This is a genomic window from Bradyrhizobium sp. Gha (assembly GCF_900113735.1).
Classification (GTDB): domain Bacteria; phylum Pseudomonadota; class Alphaproteobacteria; order Rhizobiales; family Xanthobacteraceae; genus Bradyrhizobium.
The window spans coordinates 337549-360719 of sequence record NZ_FOQM01000002.1; the positions used below are offsets into that span (position 1 = coordinate 337549).

The following is a 23171-nucleotide window of genomic DNA, read 5'->3' on the forward strand; positions in this document are numbered from 1 at the left end:
CCTCTTATGTACGCTTACGACGAAATCGATCGCACGCTCGTCAACGAGCGCGTCTCGGAGTTCCGCGACCAGGTGAAGCGCCGCCTCTCGGGCGAGCTCACCGAGGACGAGTTCAAGATCCTGCGCCTGCAGAACGGCGTCTATCTGCAACTGCACGCCTACATGTTCCGCGTCGCGATTCCCTATGGGACGCTGGCGACGAACCAGTTGCGGGCACTCGCCCATGTCGCGCGCAAATACGACCGCGGCTACGGCCATTTCACCACACGGCAGAACATCCAGTTCAACTGGATCAAGCTCGCCGAGCTGCCGGATGCGCTGGAAGATCTCGCCAAGGTCGGCATCCATGCGATGCAGACCTCCGGCAACAACATGCGCAACGTCACCTCGGACCAGTGGGCCGGCGTCGCGCCCGGCGAGATCGAGGATCCCCGGATCTGGTCGGAGCTGATCCGCCAGCACACCACGCTGCATCCGGAATTCTCGTTCCTGCCGCGCAAGTTCAAGATCGCGATCACCGCTTCGGACCATGACCGCGCCGCGATCAAGATCCACGACATCGGGCTCAAGCTGATCAAGAACGAGAAGGGCGAAACTGGCTTCGAAGTGCTGGTCGGCGGCGGTCTCGGCCGTACGCCGTTCATCGCCAAGACCATCAAGCAATTCGTGCATGGCCGCGATATCCTCAGCTATATCGAGGCGATCCTGCGCGTCTACAATCAGTACGGCCGCCGCGACAACATCTACAAGGCCCGCATCAAGATCCTGGTGCACGAGCTCGGCATCGAGAAATTCTCGCGCGAGGTCGAGGAGGAATGGCAGCACATCCGCAATTCCTCGCTCCAGATCGACGACGAGGTGATCGAGGACATCCGCTCGCGCTTCACCTATCCCGCTTACGAGAAGCTGCCGCACATGCCTGACGAGCTGCGTCAGGCCGCCGCCGATCCCGACTTCGAAGCATGGCGCAAGAACTCGGTCGCCCCGCACAAGGCCCAGGGTTACTCCATCGTCACCATCTCGCTGAAGCCGATCGGCAAGCCTCCGGGCGATGCCACGGCTGAGCAGATGGATGCGCTGGCCGATCTCGCCGACAGGTATTCGTTCGGTGAGATCCGCGTCGGCCATGAGCAGAACCTGGCGCTGCCGCACGTCGCCAAACGCGACCTGCCGGCGCTGTGGAAGGCGCTCGACAAGCTTGGGCTGGCGACGCCGAACGTCAATCTGATCACCGACATCATCGCGTGCCCGGGTCTCGACTATTGCTCGCTGGCGAATGCGCGCTCGATCCCGATCGCGCAGGAGCTGACGCGGCGTTTCGCCAATCACGAGCTTGCCAATCTGATCGGCCGTCTGCACATCAACATCTCCGGCTGCATCAACGCCTGCGGCCATCACCATGTCGGCCATATCGGCATTCTCGGCGTCGAGAAGAACGGCGAGGAGGTCTACCAGATCACCATCGGCGGCCGCGCCGACGAAGGGGCTGTGCTCGGAACGCTGATCGGTCCCGGCGTGAAATTCGACGAGGTCGCCGACGTGATCGAGGACATCGTGGAAGCCTATCTGGCGCTGCGCGAGCGGCCCGAAGAACTGTTCATGGACACGGTGAAGCGCCTCGGCGTCGAGCCCTTCAAGGAGCGCGTCTATGCCACTCGTTAACGGGGGAAAAATCGTCGACGACGGCTTCGTCAAGCTCGCCGTCGATACGCCGCTGCCCGAGAGCGGCGACATCCTTGTGCCGGCCGAACGTTTCATCGGCAATGCCGCCGCCCTGCTCGATCGTGCCGGCAAGGTCGGCGTGATCTGGCCGAACAATCGCGACATCGACGAGCTCGTGCCCTATCTCGGCAAAGTCGCCACCGTCGCGCTGGTGTTCCCGACCTTCCGCGATGGGCGCGCCTACAGCCAGGCGCGATTGCTGCGCGAAAGGTACAATTATCGTGGCGACTTGCGCGCCACGGGCCAGATCCTGCGCGACCAGTTCGTTTTCATGCTGCGCGCCGGCTTCGATTCCTTCGAGGTGAAGAAGCAGGCCGACGCGGAAGCCTTCATGCAGACCGCAAGGCGCTATTCGGTGTTCTACCAGCCGACGGGCGATGGCCGTATCACGGCCTTGCACCGGCGCATGCAGCTGCGTCACTCCGAGGGTGTCGGCACGTGAACGCCATCCTTCCCCAGGTCTCGCCGGCCTCCACGCTGCCTTCGGCGGACGAGCTTGATCGCGCATTGCGCGACGCTTCGCCCGCGGAAATCATCGCCGCGGCCTTGAACACTGTCGGTCGTGAGAAACTCGCGCTGGTGTCGTCCTTCGGCACGGAATCGGCGACGCTGCTGAAGGTGATGGCGGATGTCGATCCGGCGATCCCCGTGATCTTCCTCGACACCGGCTGGCTGTTCGAGGAGACGCTGGCTTATCGCGATACGCTTGTAGCAACGCTGGGCCTGAAGGACGTCCGCTCGGTCAAGCCCGCCGAGGAGACGCTGACGCGCGAGGATCCGGATCGTGATCTCTGGTTCTCCGATCCCGATGCCTGCTGCCGGATCCGGAAGGTCGAGCCGCTGGCGCGCGCGCTGAAGCCGTTCGATGCATGGCTCAACGGTCGTAAGCGTTTCCAGGGCAATACGCGCGCCGATATTCCCGTCGTCGAGGATGATGGCGCGCGGTTGAAGTTCAACCCGTTCGCCAATGTCTCGCGCGAGGAACTCGAGGCGATTTTCGTCCGCGCCAAATTGCCGCGTCACCCCCTTCTCGCATCCGGTTTTCGCTCGGTCGGGTGTATGCCTTGCACGAGCAGAACAGCCGAAGGCGAGGACGAGCGCGCGGGTCGCTGGCGCGGCCGTGGCAAGACAGAATGCGGCATTCACACGATGAAGGGTTCGTAGCACAGCCGCGCTGCGAGCCTGCGAACAAGAAAATCCGCTTCCGTTGACTTCAGAGCGTTTCGCCACGAGTTTCGCCCGCATGCCTTCGCCGACATCGACGTCGTCGAAGTGAATGGAGATGCACATGATGCGCCGTATCGCTCCGCTTGCTGCAGGACTTCTCGTTACAGGGTTTTTGGTAAGCTCGGCTCTCGCCGCTGATATCAACCTGTTGAACGTGTCGTACGATCCGACGCGCGAGCTCTATGCCGAATTCAACAAGGCGTTCGCCAACGCCTACCAGAAGGAAACCGGCAAGAGCGTCGAGATCAAGCAGTCGCATGGCGGCAGCGGCTCACAGGCGCGCGCCGTGATCGATGGCCTGCAGGCCGACGTGGTGACGCTCGCGCTCGCCTACGACATCGACGCCATCGCCGGCAAAGGTCTCATCGCGGCCGACTGGCAGAAGCGGCTGCCGCAGAATTCATCGCCCTACACGTCGACCATCGTGTTCCTGGTGCGCAAAGGCAATCCCAAGGGCATCAAGGACTGGGACGACCTGCTCAAATCAGGCGTTGCCGTGATCACGCCGAACCCGAAGACGTCAGGCGGCGCGCGCTGGAATTATCTCGCGGCCTGGGGCTTCGCGCAGAAGAAATACGGCTCCGCCGACAAGGCCAGGGAGTTCATCGGCAAGCTCTATCAGCAGGTACCGGTGCTCGACACCGGCGCGCGGGGCGCCACCGTGACCTTCGTCGAGCGCGGCGTCGGCGACGTGCTGCTCGCCTGGGAGAACGAAGCCTATCTCGCGCTGAAGGAATTCGGCCCGGAGAAATTCGAGATCGTGGCGCCGCCGCTGTCGATCCTGGCGGAGCCGCCGGTCGCCATCGTCGACAAGGTCGCGGACAAGAAGGGCTCCCGGAACGCCGCCGATGCGTATCTCCAGTATTGGTACACGAAGGAAGGTCAGGAGATCGCCGCGCGCAATTTCTACCGTCCGCGCGATACGGAGATCGCCAAGAAGTATGAGAAGTCCTTCGCCAAGGTCGAGCTATTCACCATCGATGACGTTTTTGGTGGTTGGGCCAAGGCGCAGAAAGTCCATTTTGCCGACGGCGGCATCTTCGATCAGATCTACAAGAACTGATCGGGCGCTGTCGGAGCGGCTTTAGCAGGAGGCCTGGTGGGCGCAATCGCAGCACGACGCCGGACATTGCCGGGCTTCGGTCTCACGATGGGACTGACGCTGACCTGGCTGTCCGTCATCATTCTGATTCCGCTCGCCGGGCTGTTGCTGAAATCCACCGAGCTCAGCCTTGATCAGTTCTGGGCGATCGTCTCCAGCCGTCGCACCCTGAACGCGTTGCGCGTCTCCTTCGGTCTCGCTTTTGCTGCCGCCTGCGTCAACCTCGTGATGGGCAGCATCGTGGTCTGGGCGCTGGTGCGTTATCGCTTCCCCGGTCGGCGAATCTTCGATGCCATCGTTGACGTACCCTTCGCATTGCCGACGGCGGTGGCTGGCGTCGCGCTGACCTCGCTGTTCGCCGAGAAGGGCTGGCTGGGTGCGCCGCTCGCCGCGCTCGGCATCAAGGTGGCGTTCACGCCAGTCGGCATCTTCGTCGCCATGATCTTCATCGGGATTCCCTTCGTTGTCCGCACCGTGCAGCCGGTGCTCCAGGATATCGACGCCGAAATCGAGGAAGCCGCTGGCAGCCTTGGCGCCAGCCGCTGGCAGACCATCATCCGCGTGATCCTGCCCTCGCTCGCGCCGGCGCTGCTCACGGGGCTTGCGCTCGCCTTCGCGCGCGCGGTCGGCGAATACGGGTCGGTGATCTTCATCGCCGGAAATCTGCCCAACGTCTCCGAGATCGCGCCGCTCCTGATCGTGATCCGTCTCTCCGAATTCCGCTACGCCGATGCGACCGCCATTGCTGTCGTCATGCTCGTCGTCTCCTTCGTCATCATCTTCGCGGTGAACCGGTTGCAGCGCTGGGCGCAGGACCGGGTCCCGGTGCGTTGAGGTGGATGCGATGACGATGCAGATCGCAGACTCTGCCCCGCTCTCCGCCCCCGATGCCAGGGCCCGTGCGCGTGCGGCAGCCGCGCGCAACAATCTCCGCACCGAGCCGAAGGCGGTGCGCATCGCCATCATCACGCTGGCGGTATTGTTCCTCTCCGTCTTCGTCGTACTGCCGCTGGTCCTGGTGTTCGCGCAAGCCTTCTCGAAGGGCATCTTGGCCTATTTCGCCGCGCTCGCCGAGCCCGAGGCGCTGGCGGCGATCAAGCTGACGCTGGTGGTGGCGGCGATCTCGGTCAGCCTCAATCTCGTCTTTGGTCTCGTTGCCGCCTGGGCCATCGCAAAGTTCGAGTTCACGGGCAAGACCTTCCTGATCACGCTGATCGACCTGCCGTTCTCGGTGAGCCCTGTCATCTCCGGCCTCGTCTTCGTGCTGCTGTTCGGCGCGCAGGGTTATTTCGGCGGCTGGCTCAGGGACCACGACATCCAGATCCTGTTCGCGGTGCCCGGCATCGCGCTCGCCACCACCTTCGTGACGTTTCCGTTCGTGGCGCGCGCACTGATCCCCTTGATGCAGGAGCAGGGCACGCAGGAGGAAGAGGCTGCGATCTCGCTCGGCGCCTCCGGCCTGCAAACCTTCTTCCGCGTCACGCTGCCCAACATCAAATGGGGCGTGCTCTACGGCGTGTTGCTCTGCAACGCGCGTGCGATGGGCGAGTTCGGCGCGGTCTCGGTCGTCTCAGGTCATATTCGCGGCGAGACCAATACCATGCCGCTGCTGGTCGAGATCCTCTACAACGAGTACCAGTTCGTCGCGGCGTTCGCGATCGCCTCGCTGCTCGCGATGCTGGCGCTGCTCACGCTGATCGCCAAAACCATTCTCGAACGCCACCTCGACGAAGGATACGACGTCAATGACCATTGAAGTCAAAAATCTCGTCAAGAAGTTCGGCAGCTTTGCCGCGCTTGACGGCGTCGATCTCAAGGTCAACGACGGCGAGCTGCTCGCACTGCTCGGCCCGTCCGGCTCGGGCAAGACCACGCTGCTGCGGATCATCGCCGGCCTCGACTGGCCGGATTCCGGCGAGGTCGCTTTCAACGGCGAGGACGCGCTGGCGCAGGGCGCGCGCGAGCGTCACGTCGGCTTCGTGTTCCAGCATTACGCGCTGTTCCGTCATATGAGCGTGTTCGAGAACGTCGCCTTCGGCCTGCGCGTACAGCCGCGCGCGATCCGCAAGGACGAAGCGACGATCCGCAGGCGCGTGAAGGAGCTGCTCGATCTCGTGCAGCTCGATTGGCTCGCCGACCGCTATCCGAGCCAGCTCTCCGGCGGCCAGCGCCAGCGCATCGCGCTCGCTCGCGCGCTTGCGATCGAGCCTCGTATCCTGTTGCTCGACGAGCCCTTCGGTGCGCTCGATGCCAAGGTGCGCAAGGAGCTGCGCAAATGGCTGCGCTCGCTGCACCACGAGATCCACGTCACCTCGATCTTCGTCACTCACGATCAGGAAGAGGCTCTCGAAGTCGCCAACCGCGTGGTCGTCATGGACAAGGGCAGGATCGAGCAGATCGGCTCGCCCGACGACGTCTACGAGACGCCGGCGACCGCCTTCGTCCATGGCTTCATCGGCGAATCCATCGAGCTCCCGGTCCATGTGGTCGATGGCGCGGTGCGGTTCGGCGAGCGCGCGCTCAATCTTGCGGCAGACGGACTTGCGCCTGGCGCGTCAAAACTGTTCGTGCGGCGACATGACATGCTCGTCGGCCCGCCGGGTTCGGGCGCCTTCGAGGGCGCGGTTCAGCATGTCCGCAATTTCGGCCCAGTGCAGCGGGCCGAGGTCGCACTGTCAGGCGGCGAGACCATCGAGATCGATGCACCTCGCGACCGGGAACTGCGTGCTGGCGACACGATCGGCTTGAGACCCCGCCGCTACCGCATATTTGCGGGGTAGTGCACCGTCGTTCCGGGGCGCGCGCCAGCGCGAACCCGGAATGGCGAGATTGTCGCGCGAGGATTTTCCTCAAAATTCACCTTTCAGCCACGGTTGGTATGCAACAACGGCCCCTCATTTGGGGGCCCCTGAACATGCGCGCTGCGGCCGCAATTCTCATCATTTTGCTTCTCGCCGGCTGTGCCGGCGACGAAGCGCCGGTCCAGCAGCCGTCGATGTATGCCGACATGTCGGTCCCGGGCGCCAAGCTCGATGCGCCGGCCGCCGCGATCATGATCTCGCAATACCGCCAGAACAACGGCCTCGGCACCGTCGAGGTCGACCCTGAATTGATGCGGCTCGCCGAATCCCAGTCCAACGCCATGGCTGCCGCCAACAAGATGGACCATGACGTCCGTGCGCCCCTGGGCAAGCGCCTTGCCGCCGGCGGCTATCCCGCGTCGGTGGCCGTCGAGAACATCTCTGCCGGCTATCATACGCTGGCGGAAGCGTTTTCCGGCTGGCGCGACTCGCCGCCTCACCGCGCCAACATGCTCAAGAGCGGTGTCACAAAATTGGGCATAGCCGCGAGCTATGCTCCAGGCACCAAATACAAGGTGTTCTGGACCATGATCCTGGCTTCGACCGACCCCAGATAAGCCAGACTTGATCCCGGGATGCATTGACGCCGCGGCAGAGTGTCGCCACGGTGGCTCGCCTTTCGCGATTATTTGTTAGTGTCCCTCCTTATGACAGATCACAGCCCGGAAGTTGCAACGGTCCCCGCGAAGGCGCAGCGCGTCCTGGTTCTCCAGGGCGGCGGCGCGCTCGGCTCCTATCAGGCGGGCGCCTATCAGGCGCTCTGCCATTTCGATTTCGAGCCCGAATGGGTGGCCGGCATCTCGATCGGCGCGGTCAACGCAGCCATCGTCGCCGGCAATGAGGGCCAGATCCGCGTCAAACGGCTCAAGGAATTCTGGGAGATGGTGTCCGCGCCGGTGCCGTGGAAGCCGATCGGCAAGAGCGACCACAGCCGCGAGCTGTTCAATTCCACCAGCGCTGCGCTGATCGCGACCTTCGGCGTGCCCGGGTTCTTCGTCCCGCGTGTGCCGCCCGCGCCGCTCTGGCCGCCGGGCAGCAAGCAGGCCGAGAGCTATTACGATACTGCGCCGCTGAAGAAGACGCTGGAGCGGCTCGTCGACTTCGACCGTATCAATGATCTCAAGACCCGCCTGTCGGTCGGCGCCGTCGGTGTAACCTCCGGCAATTTCAAATATTTCGACAATTACGAGTTCAAGAAGCTCGGCAAGAAGATCGGCCCCGAGCACATCATGGCCTCAGGTGCGCTGCCACCGGGCTTTCCGTCCGTGGTGATCGACGGCGAGCATTATTGGGATGGCGGCATCGCCTCCAACACGCCGCTCGACTTCGTGCTTGACGCCGAGATCGACCGCGACCTCCTGATCTTCCAGGTCGACCTGTTCAGCGCCCGCGGCGATCTCCCGACCTCGCTGCTCGAGGCGACCGAGCGCGAGAAGGACATCCGCTTCTCCAGCCGCACGCGGATGAACACGGACAAGAACAAGCAGGTGCACAACACCCGCAAGGCGCTGCGCGCGCTGATCGACAAGCTGCCCGATTATCTGAAGAACGATCCCTCGGTCGAGATCCTCAACAAGGCGGCCCGGGAGAGCACGGTCACGGTGGTGCACCTGATCTATCGCAGCAAGAATTACGAATCCTCATCCAAGGACTACGACTTCTCGCATGTCGCGATGGTCGAGCATTGGGAAAGCGGCGTGCGCGACGTGCATCTGTCGATGCGCCACAAGGATTGGCTCGACAGGCCGCAGTCCGGCGAGACCATGGTCACTTACGATCTCACGGGGGACGTCACTGCGCCCCCGCCACAAAGGAGCGAGTAACATGGGTACACTCTCAGGCAAGAACGCCGTCGTGACAGGATCCACCAGCGGCATCGGGCTTGCGTATGCGCGCGCTTTCGCCGCCGCCGGCGCCAATGTCGTCATCAATGGCTTCGGCTCGCCCGAGGATATCGAGAAGGAGCGCTCCAAGATCGAGTCCGATTTCGGCGTGAAGGCGGTCTACTCGCCCGCCGACATGACCAAGCCGGCCGAGATCGCCGGGATGATCGCGCTCGGCGAAAAGTCGTTCGGCTCGGTCGACATCCTCGTCAACAATGCCGGCATCCAGTTCGTCTCGCCGATCGAGGAATTCCCGCCGGAGAAGTGGGACCAGATCATCGCGATCAACCTGTCCTCGGCCTTCCACGCCATCCGCGCCGCCGTCCCCGGCATGAAGAAGAAGGGCTGGGGCCGCATCATCAACACCGCCTCGGCGCATTCGCTGGTCGCCTCGCCGTTCAAGTCGGCCTATGTGTCGGCCAAGCATGGCATCGCCGGCCTGACCAAGACCGTGGCGCTCGAGGTTGCGACCAGCAAGATCACCTGCAACTGTATCAGCCCTGGCTATGTCTGGACGCCGCTGGTCGAAAAGCAGATCCCGGATACGATGAAGGCCCGCAACCTCACGCGCGAGCAGGTCATCCACGACGTGCTGCTCGACGCGCAGCCGACCAAGGAGTTCGTGACCTCCGAGCAGGTCGCAGCGCTGGCGCTGTTCCTGTGCAGCGACGATGCGGCCCAGATCACCGGCACCAACCTGTCGATCGACGGCGGCTGGACCGCGGCGTAACCGCGCACACCTGTCATGCCCCGGCTTGACCGGGCATCCGGTACGTCCCGGCCGATTGAATCACGACTTTCTCGGGGTACTGGATCGCCCGGTTAAACCGGGCGATGACGGCGAGAGGGGGGCCGGATCGGCCTCAATGGCTCCAGGCCAACGCCGTCACGATCGCGGATTGCAGGTTCAGTTCCGCGAACATGATCTTGCCGGCGACCACTACGAGGACGCTGGCGAGCGCCACGCGCAGCACCGTCTCCGGCACGCGCGTCGCGCTGTAGCTGCCGATGACGATGCCGGGCAGCGAGCCCAGCAGCAGCACGCCCATGAGAGCCCAGTCGACCGAGCCGAGCACCCAGTGGCCAATGCCGGCCACCAGCGTCAGCGGCACGGCGTGCGCGATGTCGCAACCGACGATGGTTGCCATCGGCAGCCGCGGGTAGAGCAGCAGCAGCACGGTTACGCCGACCGCACCGGCGCCCACGGACGAAATCGAGACCAGCACGCCCAGCACGATGCCGGTAATGACGGTCGCAATCATCGTGGTGCGCTCGCCGACCTGCTCCATGCGGCGACGATAGCGCTCCATGATCGAATTGCGGAAGATCAGCGAGATTGCGGTCAGCAACAGCGCAAAGCACAGCACCAGGCTGACCAGATTGCGTTCGGTATCGCCTCGGAGATCGAGCTTCCACAGCACCAGCAGCGTCAAAGCGCTGGCCGGAATGCTGCCGCAGGCCAACCGCAGCACCGCCGGCCAGTGCACGCTGCGCGACCAGCCATGCACCACGCTGCCACCGGTCTTCGTGGCGGCGGCATAGAGCAGGTCGGTGCCGACGGCCGTGGTCGGGTGGATACCGAACAGCAGGATCAGGAGCGGCGTCATCAACGAGCCGCCTCCCACGCCGGTCAGCCCGACAAGCAGGCCGACGCCGAAACCCGAGGCGACGTAAAGCGGATCAATCATGGGTGGGGGAATCTAGGTTTATCTCGTCAGTTGGGCAATATGACGTAGAATAAACTTTCCCCGGGATGCAACCTGTTGGGTGGAATAAGAAAAATAGTGCTACAATCCGGCGATCGGCAGGTGTTTCGCTTTGTTCTTCGGCTTGGCGCGAAATAGTCCTTCCCCGCCTAAGCGACCGGGGACGGCGGCGTAGGACCTATTTGCCAAACGCCAGCACGTGCAGCCCCAGCCGCTGCCGCACGATCCAGAACAGCAGCACCGTCTCGAAGGTCAGCGAGATCGAGGTCGCGGCCGCGGCGCCGTGGCCGCCGAAGCGCGGCACCAGCGCGATGCAGAGCACGACGTTCATCACGAACGCCAACGCGTAGGCCAGCGCGCAGATCTTCTGCTGGCCGAGCATGTTGAGCAGCCGCTCGACCGGCCCGATCGCAGAGCGGACGACCAAGCCAACGGCGGCGACAAACATGATGTCGTAGCCGACCACGAATTGCGGCCCGAACAGCCAGAGCAGCGGCTTGCCGAGCGCGAGCAGCGCGGCGGTCGCGGCGAGCGAGGGCCAGAACGTCCAGGCGATGGCGTGCGCGACATAGGCCGACAGGCGCGCCTTGTCGCCGAGTGCGTTGTATTCGGCGAACCGATGCGCCGTCGTCGCCGACATTGCGTAGTGGATGAACGACACCAGCGCCAGCGTCTTCACCACGGCGAAGTAGACGCCGACCTCGTCGGAGGGACGGAATTGCTGGAGCACCAGCACGTCGGTGTAAGACAAGAGCAGGTAAAAGCTCTCGACCAGCAGGATCGGCAGCGACACTGCGAGCCACCCCCTGATGTCATAAGCCTTGGGGCCGGGCGCGATGCGGTCGGCGAGCTTGCGGTTCAGCACGACCATCTGCCCGGTCATCGCGATCCACACGGCGCCCGCGCTCGCAACCATCGCGGAAACAGCGCCGAGATGATAGCCGAGCAGGAAGGCGCCGGCCGTGATGCCGATGATCAGCGCCTGGCGGATGATGAACTGCGGCATCAGGCCGAGTTGCATCCAGTCATGCGAGCGCGCGATGCCGTCCTGGGTGTTGGCGACGACGAAGGCCGGCAGCGTCATGCAGCCGATATAGAGCGGCAATTCCTCGGCCGGATCGATCCAGGGCGACAGCAGCTTGACGATGCCGGCAAGGCCGAGTGACACCAGGGTCGAGACGGCGAAGGTGAGCCAGCGGCTGCCGGAGAGAAAGCCGCGCAGCAGCGCATGGTCGTCACTGGTGCGATATTCCGGAATGATCTTTTGCGCGGAGGCGGAGATGCCGAAGTCCATCATGCTGCCGAGCAGCAGCACCCAGGTCCAGACATAGACATAGATGCCGTAGTCCGACGTTCCCATCCAGCGCGCGAGCAGCACCTGCGAAAAATAGGCGAGCCCCGCGCTGATGACGCGAATGATGAAGATGGTGCCGGCCAGCCGCCGCGTCAGCGAGGCTTCGCTCGAGCCGCCGTTCAACCTGGCACGCAGCCGCGCGGTCAGCCCCGATGGTCCGGTCGTAGCGGGTTCTGCATCCATCACGGCCAAGTCGAAATCCCCAGGCGTCCCGCATCTTGCGGTATCCAAGGATTAGCAACCATTCCTTAAGATTCGGTTGGGTGTTACCAGCGCCGTCGTGGCGAAAGCCAGGACCATACCTAGTCCAAATTCGTATTGAACTCGTACGATTTCTCCGGCCCGACCAGCGTGAACTTCAGTGCTGCGCCGTCGGGTTTGACGCCCGGGGGCAGGCCGTCGAGTTCGAACGAAAATCGCTTCACGCCGGGCGGGCTATGCTCGACCGCGTCAGGAATGGGCAAAGACCATTCGGGACTCGGTCCTTCCACGAACAGATTGACCTTGCTGTTCTCGGGCGCGACGACATCGACCACCACGTTCTTCGGGCCGTCGCGCTTGACATCGCGGATGGTCAGCGGATTGGGATCGCCGATATTGGCGGGCTTCGGCACGGTGTCGAGCGCCGCGCGCAGATTGGCGTCTTCGGTCGACGCAACATTGTTGAAGCCGAGCTCGATATTGGCCTCGACGGGAATGCAGAGCTTTTCGCAGACGGCGTAATTGATCTCGGCACGCAACGTCACCGGCTTGTCGGCGGCCCTGGCGACGATGCGCAAAGGTAGCACGATCTGGTCGTGATAGCCGATCGAATGGCCGCCTGCGCCGTCGTCGAATTTCAGCGGTGCCGGCCACATCACGGTCACTGCTTCGACATTGTCCGACTTCGAGAAATCGAACCGCGGCGGAACACCGGAGTCGCCGGGCATGCGCCAGTAGGTTTTCCAGCCGGGCTGGAGCTGGAAGGCGATACCGCCGAGCAGCACTGCGCCGGTCCGCGATCCCGCCAGCAACCGCACCGCGGAATGTCCGTCGCGCAGCCACGGCGATGCGTCGTCGGCATGGGCCCCCACCGCCAATGACGACGCAAGCAAGGTTGTCGCGACGCCGATCGCCGCATGCAGGGGAACTCTTGTCAACATGGCACGTCTTTACAAGGTCACCTCGGGCCAAACCATTGAATTGCTTGTGATGGATGCGCGCGAATCAAGTCTCTGCAAGCCTTGATTTGACACGGGATCGGCCCGACATCAGGATAGGAATTGAAACCGGAGTGCTTCACCGATGGCTCCCACAGGTAAACGGACGGGCGAAAGCTCCCGCAGGGCAGGCCGCGCGCTCCCCCATTCGGCCGGTTATCTCGACGGCCGGCTCCTGATCGCGATGCCTGTGATGGGCGACTCCCGCTTCGAGCGCTCGGTCATCTATCTTTGCGCGCATTCGGCTGAGGGCGCGATGGGCATCATCGTCAACCATCCGGCCGGCAGCATCGATTTCCCGGAGCTGTTGGAGCAGCTCGGTATCATCAAGAAGGGCGAGCACATCAAGCTGCCGCAAAATGCCGAAAGCATGAAGGTGCTGGCCGGCGGCCCGGTCGACACCGGCCGCGGCTTCGTGCTGCATTCCAGCGATTTCTACATCGAGCACGCGACACTGCGGATCGACGACGGCGTCTGCCTCACCGCGACCGTCGACATCCTGCGCGCGATCGCCAACGGCTCCGGCCCCAAGCACGCCATCCTTGCGCTCGGCTATGCCGGCTGGGCGCCCGGCCAGCTCGAGACCGAGATCCAGAGCAATGGCTGGCTGCATTGCGACGCCGATGCGGATCTGATCTTCGGCGACGACGTCGACGAGAAATACGGTCGCGCCTTGCGCAAGATCGGCATCGATCCCGGAATGTTGTCGAACGAGGCCGGGCACGCGTAGCGGCTCTCTGCCGTATTCGCGCCACCCACCGCTGTCATGCCCCGGCTTGACCGGGGCATCCAGTACCGCCGCGGCCTCTCGATTCATCACGATCGTCTCGGAGTGACTGGATCGCCCGGTCATGCCGGGCGATGACACCAATTGCTGAGCGGCGCTGAGCGGCGCCTACTCGGCCGCCTGTTGCTGCACCGTCGGCTCGGTCCCCGCCACCGTCGCCCTTCGCATGTCGCGCGGTTGCGACTGGTCGTAGCGGCGGACGCGGTGCATGGTCTGGCGGTTGTCCCACATCACGAGATCATGCAGCTTCCATTTATGGACATAGACGAATTCAGGCTGCGTTGCGTGTTCGTTGAGGTCGCGCAGCAAGAGCCGTCCCTCCGGCACGCTCATGCCGACGATCTTGCCGGCATGCGATGACAGATACAGCGACTTGCGCCGATGCACGGGATGGGTCCGCACCAGCCGCTGCAGCACCGGCTTGAACATGATCTTTTCATCGTCGGTATATTCGGTGAAGCCGAGCGATCCGCGCGAATACATCAGTGAGTGTTCGCAGACGAGGTCCTCGATCTCCGCCTTGGTCTCGTCGTCGAGCGCGTCATAGGCCGCGCGCATGTCGGCGAACTCGGTGTTGCCGCCTTTCGGGTTCACTACGCGCGCCGACAGCAGCGAGAATTTTGCCGGGATCGGACGGAACGAGCTGTCGGAATGCCACAGGCAATTGCCCAGATTGAACAGATGCGCGCGGCTGTCCTTCGCCAGTGGCTTGCCGTCCTTGCCCAGATTGGAGACGTCGTTGAGGCCGGACTGGAGCCGATAGTCCTTCTCCTTCGTCACGGTGCCGCCGCGCGCGTCCTCGCGCTGACCGAAGTTCAGCGCAAAAGCCATCTGCTGCTCGTCGGTGATGTCCTGGTCGTGGAAGACGAGCACCGCGTATGTGTCCATGGCGGCCTCGACGTCGCGCGCCTCATCCGGTGTGAGAGGCTTTCGCAGGTCGAGGCCGGAAACCTCGCCGACAAAATGCTTCTGAAGCTGCCGGATGGCGATCGTCATGGCGTCTCTCCCGCGAACCGCGAGCGGTTGCTCCCGCTCTGTCGATGAAAAAGCTACTCCCGCGCTTGATGATGTCAACGCTCCCTGCGCATGGCTCTCACGCGTTTCGGGCCATCAGGCCACCATCGACAGGAATCACCGCACCGGTCAGAAACGCCGCCGCCGGAAGACACAGGCTCAGTGCCATATGTGCGACTTCCTCGGGATCGCCATAACGTCCGAGTGCGGTGCGGCGCTTGGCGTAGATGGTCTTGTGCTCCTCGGAGATGCGGTCGGTGATCGCGGTGCGGATCGGGCCCGGGCAGATGCAGTTCACGGTGATGCCCTCGCGGCCAAGCTCGACCGCGAGCGAGCGCGTGAGGCTCGCGACACCGCCCTTCGCGGCCGAATAGGGGCTGTGGAGCGCGGTGGCGCCGAGCGCCTCGGTCGAGGCGATGTTGACGATGCGCGGGGACTTCGACTTGCGCAAGTGCGGCAGCGCGGCGCGGATGATGCGCGGATGCGCCGTCAGCATCACAGCGATGCCCTTGGCCCAGGCATCTTCGTAACCTTCATCATCGATCGCGACGCGCACGGAGATGCCGGCATTGTTGACGAGGACATCGAGGCCGCCGAAATGCGCTGCGACATCCTTGACCACGCGCTTGATCTCGCCACCATCGGCGACGTCGAGCTTCCACGCTTTCGCCGACCCACCGCTCGCCGCGATCTCCTTCGCAACCGCATGTGCCCCTTGCTCGTCATAGTCGGTGACGGCAACGTTGGCGCCTTCAGCCGCAAACACGCGCGCGGTCGCGCGCCCCATGCCGCTCGCCGCGCCGGTGACGAGAACGGTCAGGCCTTTCACGGAGCGGCTGAGCTCTTTGAATTCGGACATGCTGTTTCCTCGCGATCTCTTGCTTCTTGTTATGAGATTGACGAGGCTGGCATCGATCCCCAGACAGGTCAAACAAGCAAACAGTCAAACAAGCAAAACAGTCAAACGAGCAAAACAAAAGGGAGGCCGCGATGGCGAACGAGCTCGATTTCTCTGGCAAGCAGCTGCTGGTCGTCGGCGGTTCCAGCGGCATCGGCAACGGCATCGCGCAGGCCTTTCGCGCGAGGGGCGCCGATGTTGCGGTGTGCGGCACGCGCGCTCGCGCAGCGGACTATCAGGCGGAGGAGGGCTCCGATCTCACGGGTCTTGCCTATACGCAGCTCGACGTCAGCGACCCCGGCGCCGTCGAAGCGTTCAAGCCGTCATTCGAGAAGCTCGATATCCTGGTGCTCGCGCAGGGCGCAGTGCTCTATCGCCGTGGCGAATTCGAGATGACGGGCTTCCGCACGGTCGTCGAGGTCAATCTGATGAGTCTGATGGCGTGTGCGACGCGTTTTCATTCCATGTTGCGGCATTCCAGGGGCGCACTGATCATGGTGTCCTCGACCGCGGCCTACCATTCCACCATGGGCAATCCCGCCTACAATGCGTCGAAGACCGGCGCGGTCGGATTGACGCGGACCTTGGGCGAGGCGTGGGCCGAGGACGGCATCCGCGTCAACGGCATCGCGCCCGGCCTTGTCGACACCAAGATGACGAAGGTGACGACCGACAATCCCAAGCGGCGCGAAGCCGCATTGTCACGCATTCCGCTGCGGCGATTGGGCACGCCGTCCGACATGGCGGGCGCCGCGCTGTTCCTGGCCTCGCCGCTGTCGTCGTACATGATCGGACAGACACTCGTGGTCGATGGCGGGCTCATTCTCTAGGCCAAACTCTCGGTGGCCGTGGAACTGCGCTCCTCCTGATCGGTTACATGGGCAGACCCCCGAGGAGGAGCATCATGGACAAGGACAGGATCGTCGGATCGGCCAAGGAATTCGCTGGACGCGCAGAAGGCGCCGTCGGTGATCTCGCTGGCGATGGGCAAACCCAGGCGTCGGGCAAGGCCCGCGAAGCGGCCGGCACCGTGCAGAATCTCTACGGCCAGGCCAAGGACGCCGTGCGTGATGCGGCGGACACCGCCACCAGCTACGCCAAGGATGCCTATGACAACAGCGGCGAGACCTTCCGGGATGGCTCCAAGGCGATCGCGCAGAAGGTCCAGGACAACCCGCTCGGCGCGCTGCTCGTTGCGGGCGGCATCGGCTTCGCGCTCGCGCTCCTGATGTCGCGCCCCGCACGTAGACCGCCGCAGCGCTGGCGCTATTACGGCTGAGCGATAAACACGCGCTCTCGTGCCCCGGAACGCGCTGCAGCGCCAAAAGCGCTGCTGCGCAGAGCCGGGGCGCATTCTTTTGTGATGTTGGCGTTCTTTTGTGATGTTGTGAGAGGCTGTGTCCCGGCTCTGTCGCATCACCAAGAGGTGCTGCGCTGCGTCCGGGACACGGAGCCAATTACCGAAGCACTTCCGCCGCCCGCCCGACATTGCCCGGCGGACGCGGGATCGCAGGATTCGGGTTGCGCGGTGCAGGTGCCAGTTGACGCGGCGCGGGCTGTGGCGAGCCGAAGCCGAAGAAATCGCGCAAGGATGGCGCGGCCTGTGCCGGCTGTTGCGGCGGCGCAGGCTTCTTCGCTGCCGGCGGCTTGAGCGGCGCGATCGCGGCGGGCGTGCCGGGCGCGACGGCGGCCGCAGCGCCCCCATCAGGCGTCGTTGCCGCCATTGGCGTATCGCCCTTGGCCTGCTCGCGGCCGACTTCACGGCGCGGCCAGGCATAATCGTCAGCACGGCCGGCGGGCGCGGCCAGCGGCTCGCCCTTCACCAGCGTTCTTGCGGCGAGCGCATCGACGGCGGCGGGGCGCGTGCCCGGTCCCCCCAGCAATTGATCGGTCGAGATCGAGGCTGCGACCAGCGGCACGATCGGCCCGGCCAGCGGCCGCGGCGCGGGTTTGCCGGGCTCGGCGTTGGTGTCGGGCGTTGCGGGCTCGCTCGGCAGCGCGATCGGGCCGGAACGTCCGGCCAAGAGGCGCGTGATTTCGCGCTCGACATAATGGGCAAGTTTTCGGGCGCCCGGCTTGGTGAAGTAGACGCCGTCATAGCTGCGCAGCTGGCGGATCTGTCCTTCGAAGTCGGGGCCCTTCTGCAGGAAGCGGCCGGCTTCGTCGACGAAGCCGTCCCAGACATCGACATAGGTGATGCCGGCCTTGGCCGCGCCCTCGCGGTAGAGCGAATCCAGGAACAGCATGTCGGCGGTGCCCTTCGGCCCGCGAATCGCAGGCAGGCCGACCCAGAGCACCGGCACGCCCTTGGCCTTGAGGACGTTCGCGAGCTCCTCGATCTTCTTGCTGTAGAGCTCGACCCAGTGGTCGTCGCGGAATTCGTAGACACCGTTCGGGTTGCGTGTCTTTCCGGGCGCGGCGACCGGCGCGTCGGCGTTTTCGGCGTCGTCCTGCGGCAGGTCGGGATCTGCTGCCGCCTTGTCATCGGCTGCCGTGGTATCGGACTTCGCGGTATCGGACTTGGCGGTATCGGACTTGGCGGTATCGGACTTGGCGTCGCCAGGTTTTGCGTCACCTTTTCCTTGCTTGGCGCGCGCGCCTTTGTCGTTCTTCTTGTCCTTGTCGGCAGGCTTGTCGGATTTGTCGATCGTTTCACGGATCGCGATGCGGTCGTTGAGGCCGAGCATGACGACGATGACGTCAGGCTTCTCGGTTTCCAGGATGCCCTTCGCGGCCGCCGCCCAGTCCGAGGGTTCACCCTTCGGCTGGTACTTGATCAGGCCTGACGTTGTCCTGTGCTTGCGGATCACGCCCATGTCGGGCTGCTCGGCGTAGGCATCCTCCAAGCCATAGGCGAGCCAGTCGGCCATGGCGTCTCCGATCACCAGCACGTTCTTGTCGGCAACCGTCTCGCGTTTGGCCGGGGCCGGGGCGCGTGAAAAATCCTGGCGCGGGGCCTGCGGCTGCGGCTGCTGCTGGAATGGCGTGAAAAAGTCGCCACCGAACCAGCCGCCACCACGTTGTGGCGGCGGTGCAGACCGCTGCGGCGGCGGCCTGCCGAATCCGGGGAAGCTGAAGAACTGCGCGGCAGCCGGTCCCGCGACCCCGACCATGATCGCAAGCGCCGTCCCGAGCGCGATCAGCGGGCCGGTCTCGGTCACCGCCTTGAAAAAGGATTTTGGCTTCGGCATGCGATCTCGGGCGCGCGCAAGGGTCTGGAGACAGGTCGATATAATAACGGAATCGGGCGCCAAACGGGCAAGTTCTCTTGCAGATTCCTAGGGAAAATACCGCCGGGCCGCCAAAATCCCTGATCAGGGTTAGTTTCGCCGCGTTTTTTACCGCCCGCGCAGCCGGTCCAGCACGTCGGCGGTGGCAAATCCGTCAGCAGGCAGCCCGATCGAGGCCTGGAAGTTGCGCAGGGCGTCCCGGGTCTGGCCGCCGAACTGGCCGTCCGGAGTGCCCTTGTAGAAGCCGCGCTGGGCCAGAAGCTGCTGCAGTTCCAGCCGTTCGGTCCGCGATAGCTCCCGCTCCTGCCGGGGCCACGGCTGCACGAAGGGCTGACCGCCGCGCAGGCGATCGGCGAAATGGCCGATCGCCATCGCATAGGCCTCGGCCGGGTTGTATTTCATGATGACTCGAAAATTCTGCAGCATCAGGAAGCCTGGTCCTTGGGCGCCGGCGGGCGCCAGCAGATACGCTTTCTCGGCCGGATGCGGGAAGGGCTGGTTGGTCGCCCGCTTGAGCCCGAGCTTCTCCCATTGCGCGATCGTCATCATCTTGGCGCGGTCGGCCAGCATGTAGTTGAAGCCTTGGGGCACCACGACCTCGTAGCCCCAGGTCTCGCCGGGCTGCCAGCCGTCCTTCTTCAGATTGTTGGCAGTGGAGGCGATCAGATCGGTTGGATCGTCGACGACATCGCGCCGTCCATCGCCGTCACCGTCCACGGCATAGCGCTTGAACGCGGTCGGCATGAACTGCGTCGGCCCGAATGCACCGGCCCAGGAGCCGCGCATCTGCTCAGGGCGCAGGTCGCCGCGGTTGAGGATCTCCAGCGCGGAGAGGAACTCGTCCTTGAAATAAGCCTGGCGGCGGCCGATGCAGGCGAGCGTCGCGGTCGATTGCAGCACGCTGCGGTCGCCCATCTGCGTCGAATAATTGGACTCGATGCCCCAGATCGCGGCGATGATATAGCGGTCGACGCCATAGGCCTTCTCGGTGGCATCGAACTGCGCCTTGTAGGTGGCGAGAACTTCCTTGCCCTTGGCGAGGCGGTTGTCGTTCACGAGGATGTCGAGATAGTCCCAGATCGACTTGGAGAATTCCGGCTGCGAATCCATGAGATCCATGATGCGCAGGTCGGGCGCAAGCCCGGCGGTGAAGCGCTGAAAATTCTCCTGCGTGATGCCGCGGCGTGCGGCATCGGGCCACATGCCAGCGACGCAATTGTCGAAATTGCCCGCCGCCTCGCGGATCGCAGCCGCCGTCATCAGCGGATGGCCGGAGGCACCGTCTTCGCCGCTCCAGGGCTGAGGTCCGGTTTGGATGCCGCCTGGGCCGGGTGCGGGTTGCGACGGGTTCGAGCCTGAGAAAATACCGCCGAACAGGTTAGACAGGCCGTTTTGTCCCTGAGCATGCGCGGACACGGGGAACAGCAGCGCGGCCGCAATCATTGTTGCGCCGCCAAGAGATCCCCCCCGTTTTGCCAACCCTGCCAGCGATCGCACCATGTCACACCCGTCCAGCCAAAAATCAGCCATCAGGAGGCCTCGTTACGGTTGCCAATATCTTAAGAAAAGTGAAATTTCGCTGCCGGCCTTTTCTCAATTCGACGGGGCGGGCCCAACATCCGCCTTTGTTACCGGCTGCAAACCAGCTAGCAAGATGCCATTGCTTCTTTCACGTACGCTCAAGGGTATTCGATCAATCACATGAAAATCCGCAAAGCCGTATTTCCCGTCGCCGGCCTCGGCACCCGCGTCTTGCCCGCCACCAAGGCAATGCCGAAGGAAATGCTCACCATCGTCGACAAGCCGCTGATCCAGTACGTCTATGACGAGGCGAGGGAAGCCGGCATCGAGCACTTCGTGTTCGTCACCGGCCGCAACAAGAATGTCATCGAAGATCATTTCGACAGGATGTTCGAGCTCGACGCCACGCTCGCTGCACGCGGCAAGAAGGCCGAGCAGGAGATTTTGGCGCAGAACCAGCCGGACGCCGGCGCCGTCAGCTTCACGCGCCAGCAGGCGCCGCTCGGCCTCGGTCATGCGGTCTGGTGCGCGCGCGACATCGTCGGTGACGAGCCGTTCGCGGTGCTGCTGCCCGACGAACTCGTGCTCAATTCGCCCGGGTGCCTGAAGCAGATGATCGAGACCGCTGCCACCCTCGGCGAGAAATCGAACCTGATCGCGGTCGAGGCCGTGCCCGACCATCTCACGCACCAATACGGCATCTGCGGCGTCGGAAAGCGCACCGGCAAGATGTTCGAGGTCGACGGCATGGTCGAGAAGCCGGCCAAGGGCACCGCGCCCTCCAACCTCTCGATCACCGGCCGCTACATCCTGCAGCCGGAGATCTTCAAGATCCTGGAGACCCAGGAGCGCGGCGCCGGCGGCGAGATTCAGCTCACCGACGCCATGATCGGCCTCGCCAGATCGCAAAAGTTCTACGGCGTCGAGTTCGAGGGCGAGCGGCATGATTGCGGCTCCAAGCCCGGTTTCCTCCGCGCCAACATCGCCTATGGCCTCAAGCGGCCGGAATTGCGCGAGGGGCTGATCGCGGAGATGAAGAAGTATCTGGGGCAGTAGGGCGCCCGTCATTGCGAGCGGAGCGCAGCAATCCAGGAATCTATTCGCTGAGGAAGTCTGGATTGCTTGGTCGCGAAGAGCTCCTCGCAATGACGCCGAGAGAGTAGGCCTCATGCCACCAGCGAAAGCTTGGGCAGGCTAGCCACCACCGATTGATTCCGTCCACCGGCTTTCGCGGCATAGAGCGCCTTGTCGGCGGCGGCGACCAGCACGGACCAGTCGATGCCGCTGGTCGGCGCGAGGCTCGCGATGCCGCAGGAGACGGTCGATCCCGCCCCGCCATCAGACCAGCCCAGCACCTTGGCGCGGATGGTCTCGGCAATCTTGAACGCGTCGGCGGCCGACGTGTTCGGCAGCAGCACCGCGAATTCCTCGCCACCATAGCGCGCGGCGCAGTCGCCGGCGCGGCGCACCGAATCGGAGATGCAGATGGCGATGCCGACCAGCAACTGGTCGCCGGCCTGGTGGCCGAACGTGTCGTTATACGCCTTGAAATGATCGGCATCGATCATGAGAAGCGCGACCTCTGACTTCTGCCGCGCGGCGCGCCGCCATTCGGTGTCGATGACCTGGTCGAACTTGCGGCGATTGCGCAGGCCCGTGAGCGCGTCGGTCGTCGCCATCTCCTCGAGCCTGCTCTCGGCGTCCGCGCGCCGGCTGATCTCGCGGGCGAGGACCAACGTCGACGCCAGCACGAAGAGGATCAGCGCCAGCACCACCGCGCCGATGCGATAGGCCTCCCTTTGCCAGAGCGCGAATACGGCACTGAGCGGCTTGCCCGCGACGACGTACAGGGGGGTGGTGATGCTGGTGCTACGGACATAAAGGCGCGGCGTCGCGTCCACCGGACCCTGTCCCGCGTAGGAGCGCGCTTCCTTGAGAATTTCCGGCTTCCAGTTCGACCGGTCGCCCAGGTTCCTACCGATCACGTCGAGATCGAACGGGCGCCGCATCATGATGGTGCGGTCGCGCTTGAGCACGGTGATGGTGTCTTCAGGATCGAGGCTCAGGCGCTCGAACAACTCGTGGAAATAGCTGAAGCGGATCGAGCCGGCGACGACGCCCATGAAGCCGCCGTCCTGATCGCTGACGCGCCGGCTCAGCACGATGGCATAGGCGCCACGAAACAGCATCGGGCGGCTGATGAACAGCCCCGCATTGGGGTTGTCGCGATGAACCCTGAAATACTCCTCGTCGGCGCGGTTCTCCGGAACCGGGTCGAGCGTGGATGCGTCGATGGTCAGCCCGCCGTCGGCGTCGAACACCTGAATGGCGCCAAAATGCTTGGCGGTCGTCGCGTGGTCGAACAGGATCAATTGCCGGATCGGTCTGCTGACCGTCGCGATCTCGGGCAGCAGCATGTTGCTGGCCACGGCCTTCAGCGACAGGTCGTAGATCTCGACGTTGCGGCTGATGTCGGCCTCGATGGTCGTGGCCAGGTTTTCCAGCGTCTGGCGGGCCAGTGCCTCTTCGCCGCGGCGCATGTCCAGCATGACGTTGACGCAAATGGCGGAAAAGCCGATCACCGTCACGACGGACGAGATGATCAGCAGCTTCGCCGAAATACGCCAGGGCCGGCGGGCCGTGGCTTCGCGCCATCCAGACAGCATC

22 protein-coding genes are annotated in these 23171 nt (G+C 64.0%); 14 read left to right on the top strand and 8 right to left on the bottom strand.

Translation table 11 applies throughout. The features are described 5' to 3' along the window. Nucleotides 1-6: 6 nt before the first annotated feature. The 10 genes from BM222_RS04720 to BM222_RS04765 all read left to right on the top strand — a co-directional run bounded on the left by BM222_RS04720 (nt 7) and on the right by BM222_RS04765 (nt 9525). Nucleotides 7-1662, top strand: coding sequence for a nitrite/sulfite reductase (locus BM222_RS04720; protein ID WP_092227097.1), 1656 nt, complete (start codon nt 7-9; stop codon nt 1660-1662). Continuing rightward, a complete protein-coding gene (locus BM222_RS04725) occupies nt 1649-2164 on the top strand; it encodes a DUF934 domain-containing protein (RefSeq protein ID WP_092227098.1) in 516 nt (171 codons plus the stop codon). Before BM222_RS04720 ends, BM222_RS04725 begins: the two co-directional genes overlap by 14 nt. Then, nucleotides 2161-2886 (top strand): phosphoadenylyl-sulfate reductase, encoded by a 726-nt coding sequence (locus BM222_RS04730; RefSeq protein WP_092227099.1) that lies wholly within the window; start codon nt 2161-2163, stop codon nt 2884-2886. Before BM222_RS04725 ends, BM222_RS04730 begins: the two co-directional genes overlap by 4 nt. Before the next feature lie 112 nt (nt 2887-2998). After that, nucleotides 2999-4012: a sulfate ABC transporter substrate-binding protein gene (locus BM222_RS04735; protein ID WP_092227100.1), complete on the top strand. Its 1014-nt coding sequence runs from the start codon at nt 2999-3001 to the stop codon at nt 4010-4012. A 66-nt stretch (nt 4013-4078) separates the two neighbouring features. After that, complete coding sequence (cysT, locus tag BM222_RS04740; protein WP_502690869.1) at nt 4079-4885, top strand: sulfate ABC transporter permease subunit CysT; 807 nt, start codon at nt 4079-4081, stop codon at nt 4883-4885. Nucleotides 4886-4895: 10 nt separating this feature from the next. Continuing rightward, nucleotides 4896-5807 (top strand): sulfate ABC transporter permease subunit CysW, encoded by a 912-nt coding sequence (cysW, locus tag BM222_RS04745; RefSeq protein ID WP_092227298.1) that lies wholly within the window; start codon nt 4896-4898, stop codon nt 5805-5807. After that, a complete protein-coding gene (locus tag BM222_RS04750) occupies nt 5797-6831 on the top strand; it encodes a sulfate/molybdate ABC transporter ATP-binding protein (protein WP_092227102.1) in 1035 nt (344 codons plus the stop codon). Before cysW ends, BM222_RS04750 begins: the two co-directional genes overlap by 11 nt. 134 nt (nt 6832-6965) lie before the next feature. Beyond that, nucleotides 6966-7469 (top strand): CAP domain-containing protein, encoded by a 504-nt coding sequence (locus BM222_RS04755; protein WP_092227103.1) that lies wholly within the window; start codon nt 6966-6968, stop codon nt 7467-7469. A 90-nt stretch (nt 7470-7559) separates the two neighbouring features. After that, nucleotides 7560-8735 (top strand): DUF3734 domain-containing protein, encoded by a 1176-nt coding sequence (locus tag BM222_RS04760; protein WP_092227104.1) that lies wholly within the window; start codon nt 7560-7562, stop codon nt 8733-8735. Between the two features lies 1 nt (nt 8736). Next, nucleotides 8737-9525, top strand: a complete 789-nt coding sequence (locus BM222_RS04765; RefSeq protein WP_092227105.1) for a 3-hydroxybutyrate dehydrogenase — start codon at nt 8737-8739, stop codon at nt 9523-9525. A 133-nt stretch (nt 9526-9658) separates the two neighbouring features. On the opposite strand, the gene BM222_RS04770 is transcribed toward BM222_RS04765, so the two are convergent. From BM222_RS04770 to BM222_RS04780, 3 genes are all read right to left on the bottom strand, one after another. Next, nucleotides 9659-10483, bottom strand: a complete 825-nt coding sequence (locus tag BM222_RS04770) for a sulfite exporter TauE/SafE family protein (protein ID WP_092227106.1) — start codon at nt 10481-10483, stop codon at nt 9659-9661. A 196-nt stretch (nt 10484-10679) separates the two neighbouring features. Next, nucleotides 10680-12047 (bottom strand): oligosaccharide flippase family protein, encoded by a 1368-nt coding sequence (locus BM222_RS04775; RefSeq protein ID WP_177243018.1) that lies wholly within the window; start codon nt 12045-12047, stop codon nt 10680-10682. Between the two features lie 110 nt (nt 12048-12157). Continuing rightward, entirely contained in the window at nt 12158-12997 is an 840-nt protein-coding gene (locus BM222_RS04780) for a protein-disulfide reductase DsbD domain-containing protein (protein ID WP_092227108.1), read from the bottom strand. Between the two features lie 142 nt (nt 12998-13139). Here BM222_RS04780 and BM222_RS04785 point away from each other — a divergent pair, with 142 nt between their 5' ends. Further along, nucleotides 13140-13784: a YqgE/AlgH family protein gene (locus BM222_RS04785; RefSeq protein ID WP_092227109.1), complete on the top strand. Its 645-nt coding sequence runs from the start codon at nt 13140-13142 to the stop codon at nt 13782-13784. 165 nt (nt 13785-13949) lie between these two features. On the opposite strand, the gene BM222_RS04790 is transcribed toward BM222_RS04785, so the two are convergent. Continuing rightward, the gene (locus BM222_RS04790) at nt 13950-14837 is read right to left on the bottom strand and encodes a TauD/TfdA dioxygenase family protein (protein ID WP_092227110.1); all 888 of its coding nucleotides are present in this window, start codon (nt 14835-14837) and stop codon (nt 13950-13952) included. 97 nt (nt 14838-14934) lie between these two features. Beyond that, nucleotides 14935-15714 (bottom strand): SDR family NAD(P)-dependent oxidoreductase, encoded by a 780-nt coding sequence (locus tag BM222_RS04795; RefSeq protein WP_177243019.1) that lies wholly within the window; start codon nt 15712-15714, stop codon nt 14935-14937. Between the two features lie 131 nt (nt 15715-15845). Between BM222_RS04795 and BM222_RS04800 the strand changes: the two genes are divergently transcribed. Next, nucleotides 15846-16583, top strand: a complete 738-nt coding sequence (locus BM222_RS04800; protein ID WP_092227111.1) for an SDR family NAD(P)-dependent oxidoreductase — start codon at nt 15846-15848, stop codon at nt 16581-16583. Between the two features lie 74 nt (nt 16584-16657). After that, on the top strand, nt 16658-17032 hold the full coding sequence (locus tag BM222_RS04805) for a CsbD family protein (protein ID WP_092227112.1): 375 nt from the start codon (nt 16658-16660) through the stop codon (nt 17030-17032). Nucleotides 17033-17210: 178 nt separating this feature from the next. Here the strand turns inward: BM222_RS04805 and BM222_RS04810 are convergent, their stop codons facing one another. Together BM222_RS04810 and BM222_RS04815 are read right to left on the bottom strand one after the other, a co-directional pair. Further along, nucleotides 17211-18944, bottom strand: coding sequence for an SGNH/GDSL hydrolase family protein (locus BM222_RS04810; RefSeq protein WP_092227113.1), 1734 nt, complete (start codon nt 18942-18944; stop codon nt 17211-17213). 147 nt (nt 18945-19091) lie between these two features. Then, entirely contained in the window at nt 19092-20483 is a 1392-nt protein-coding gene (locus BM222_RS04815; RefSeq protein ID WP_092227114.1) for a lytic murein transglycosylase, read from the bottom strand. Between the two features lie 201 nt (nt 20484-20684). Between BM222_RS04815 and BM222_RS04820 the strand changes: the two genes are divergently transcribed. After that, nucleotides 20685-21560, top strand: coding sequence for a UTP--glucose-1-phosphate uridylyltransferase (locus BM222_RS04820; protein ID WP_092227115.1), 876 nt, complete (start codon nt 20685-20687; stop codon nt 21558-21560). A 110-nt stretch (nt 21561-21670) separates the two neighbouring features. Here the strand turns inward: BM222_RS04820 and BM222_RS04825 are convergent, their stop codons facing one another. Then, nucleotides 21671-23170, bottom strand: a complete 1500-nt coding sequence (locus tag BM222_RS04825; RefSeq protein WP_092227116.1) for a sensor domain-containing diguanylate cyclase — start codon at nt 23168-23170, stop codon at nt 21671-21673. Nucleotide 23171 lies beyond the last annotated feature (1 nt).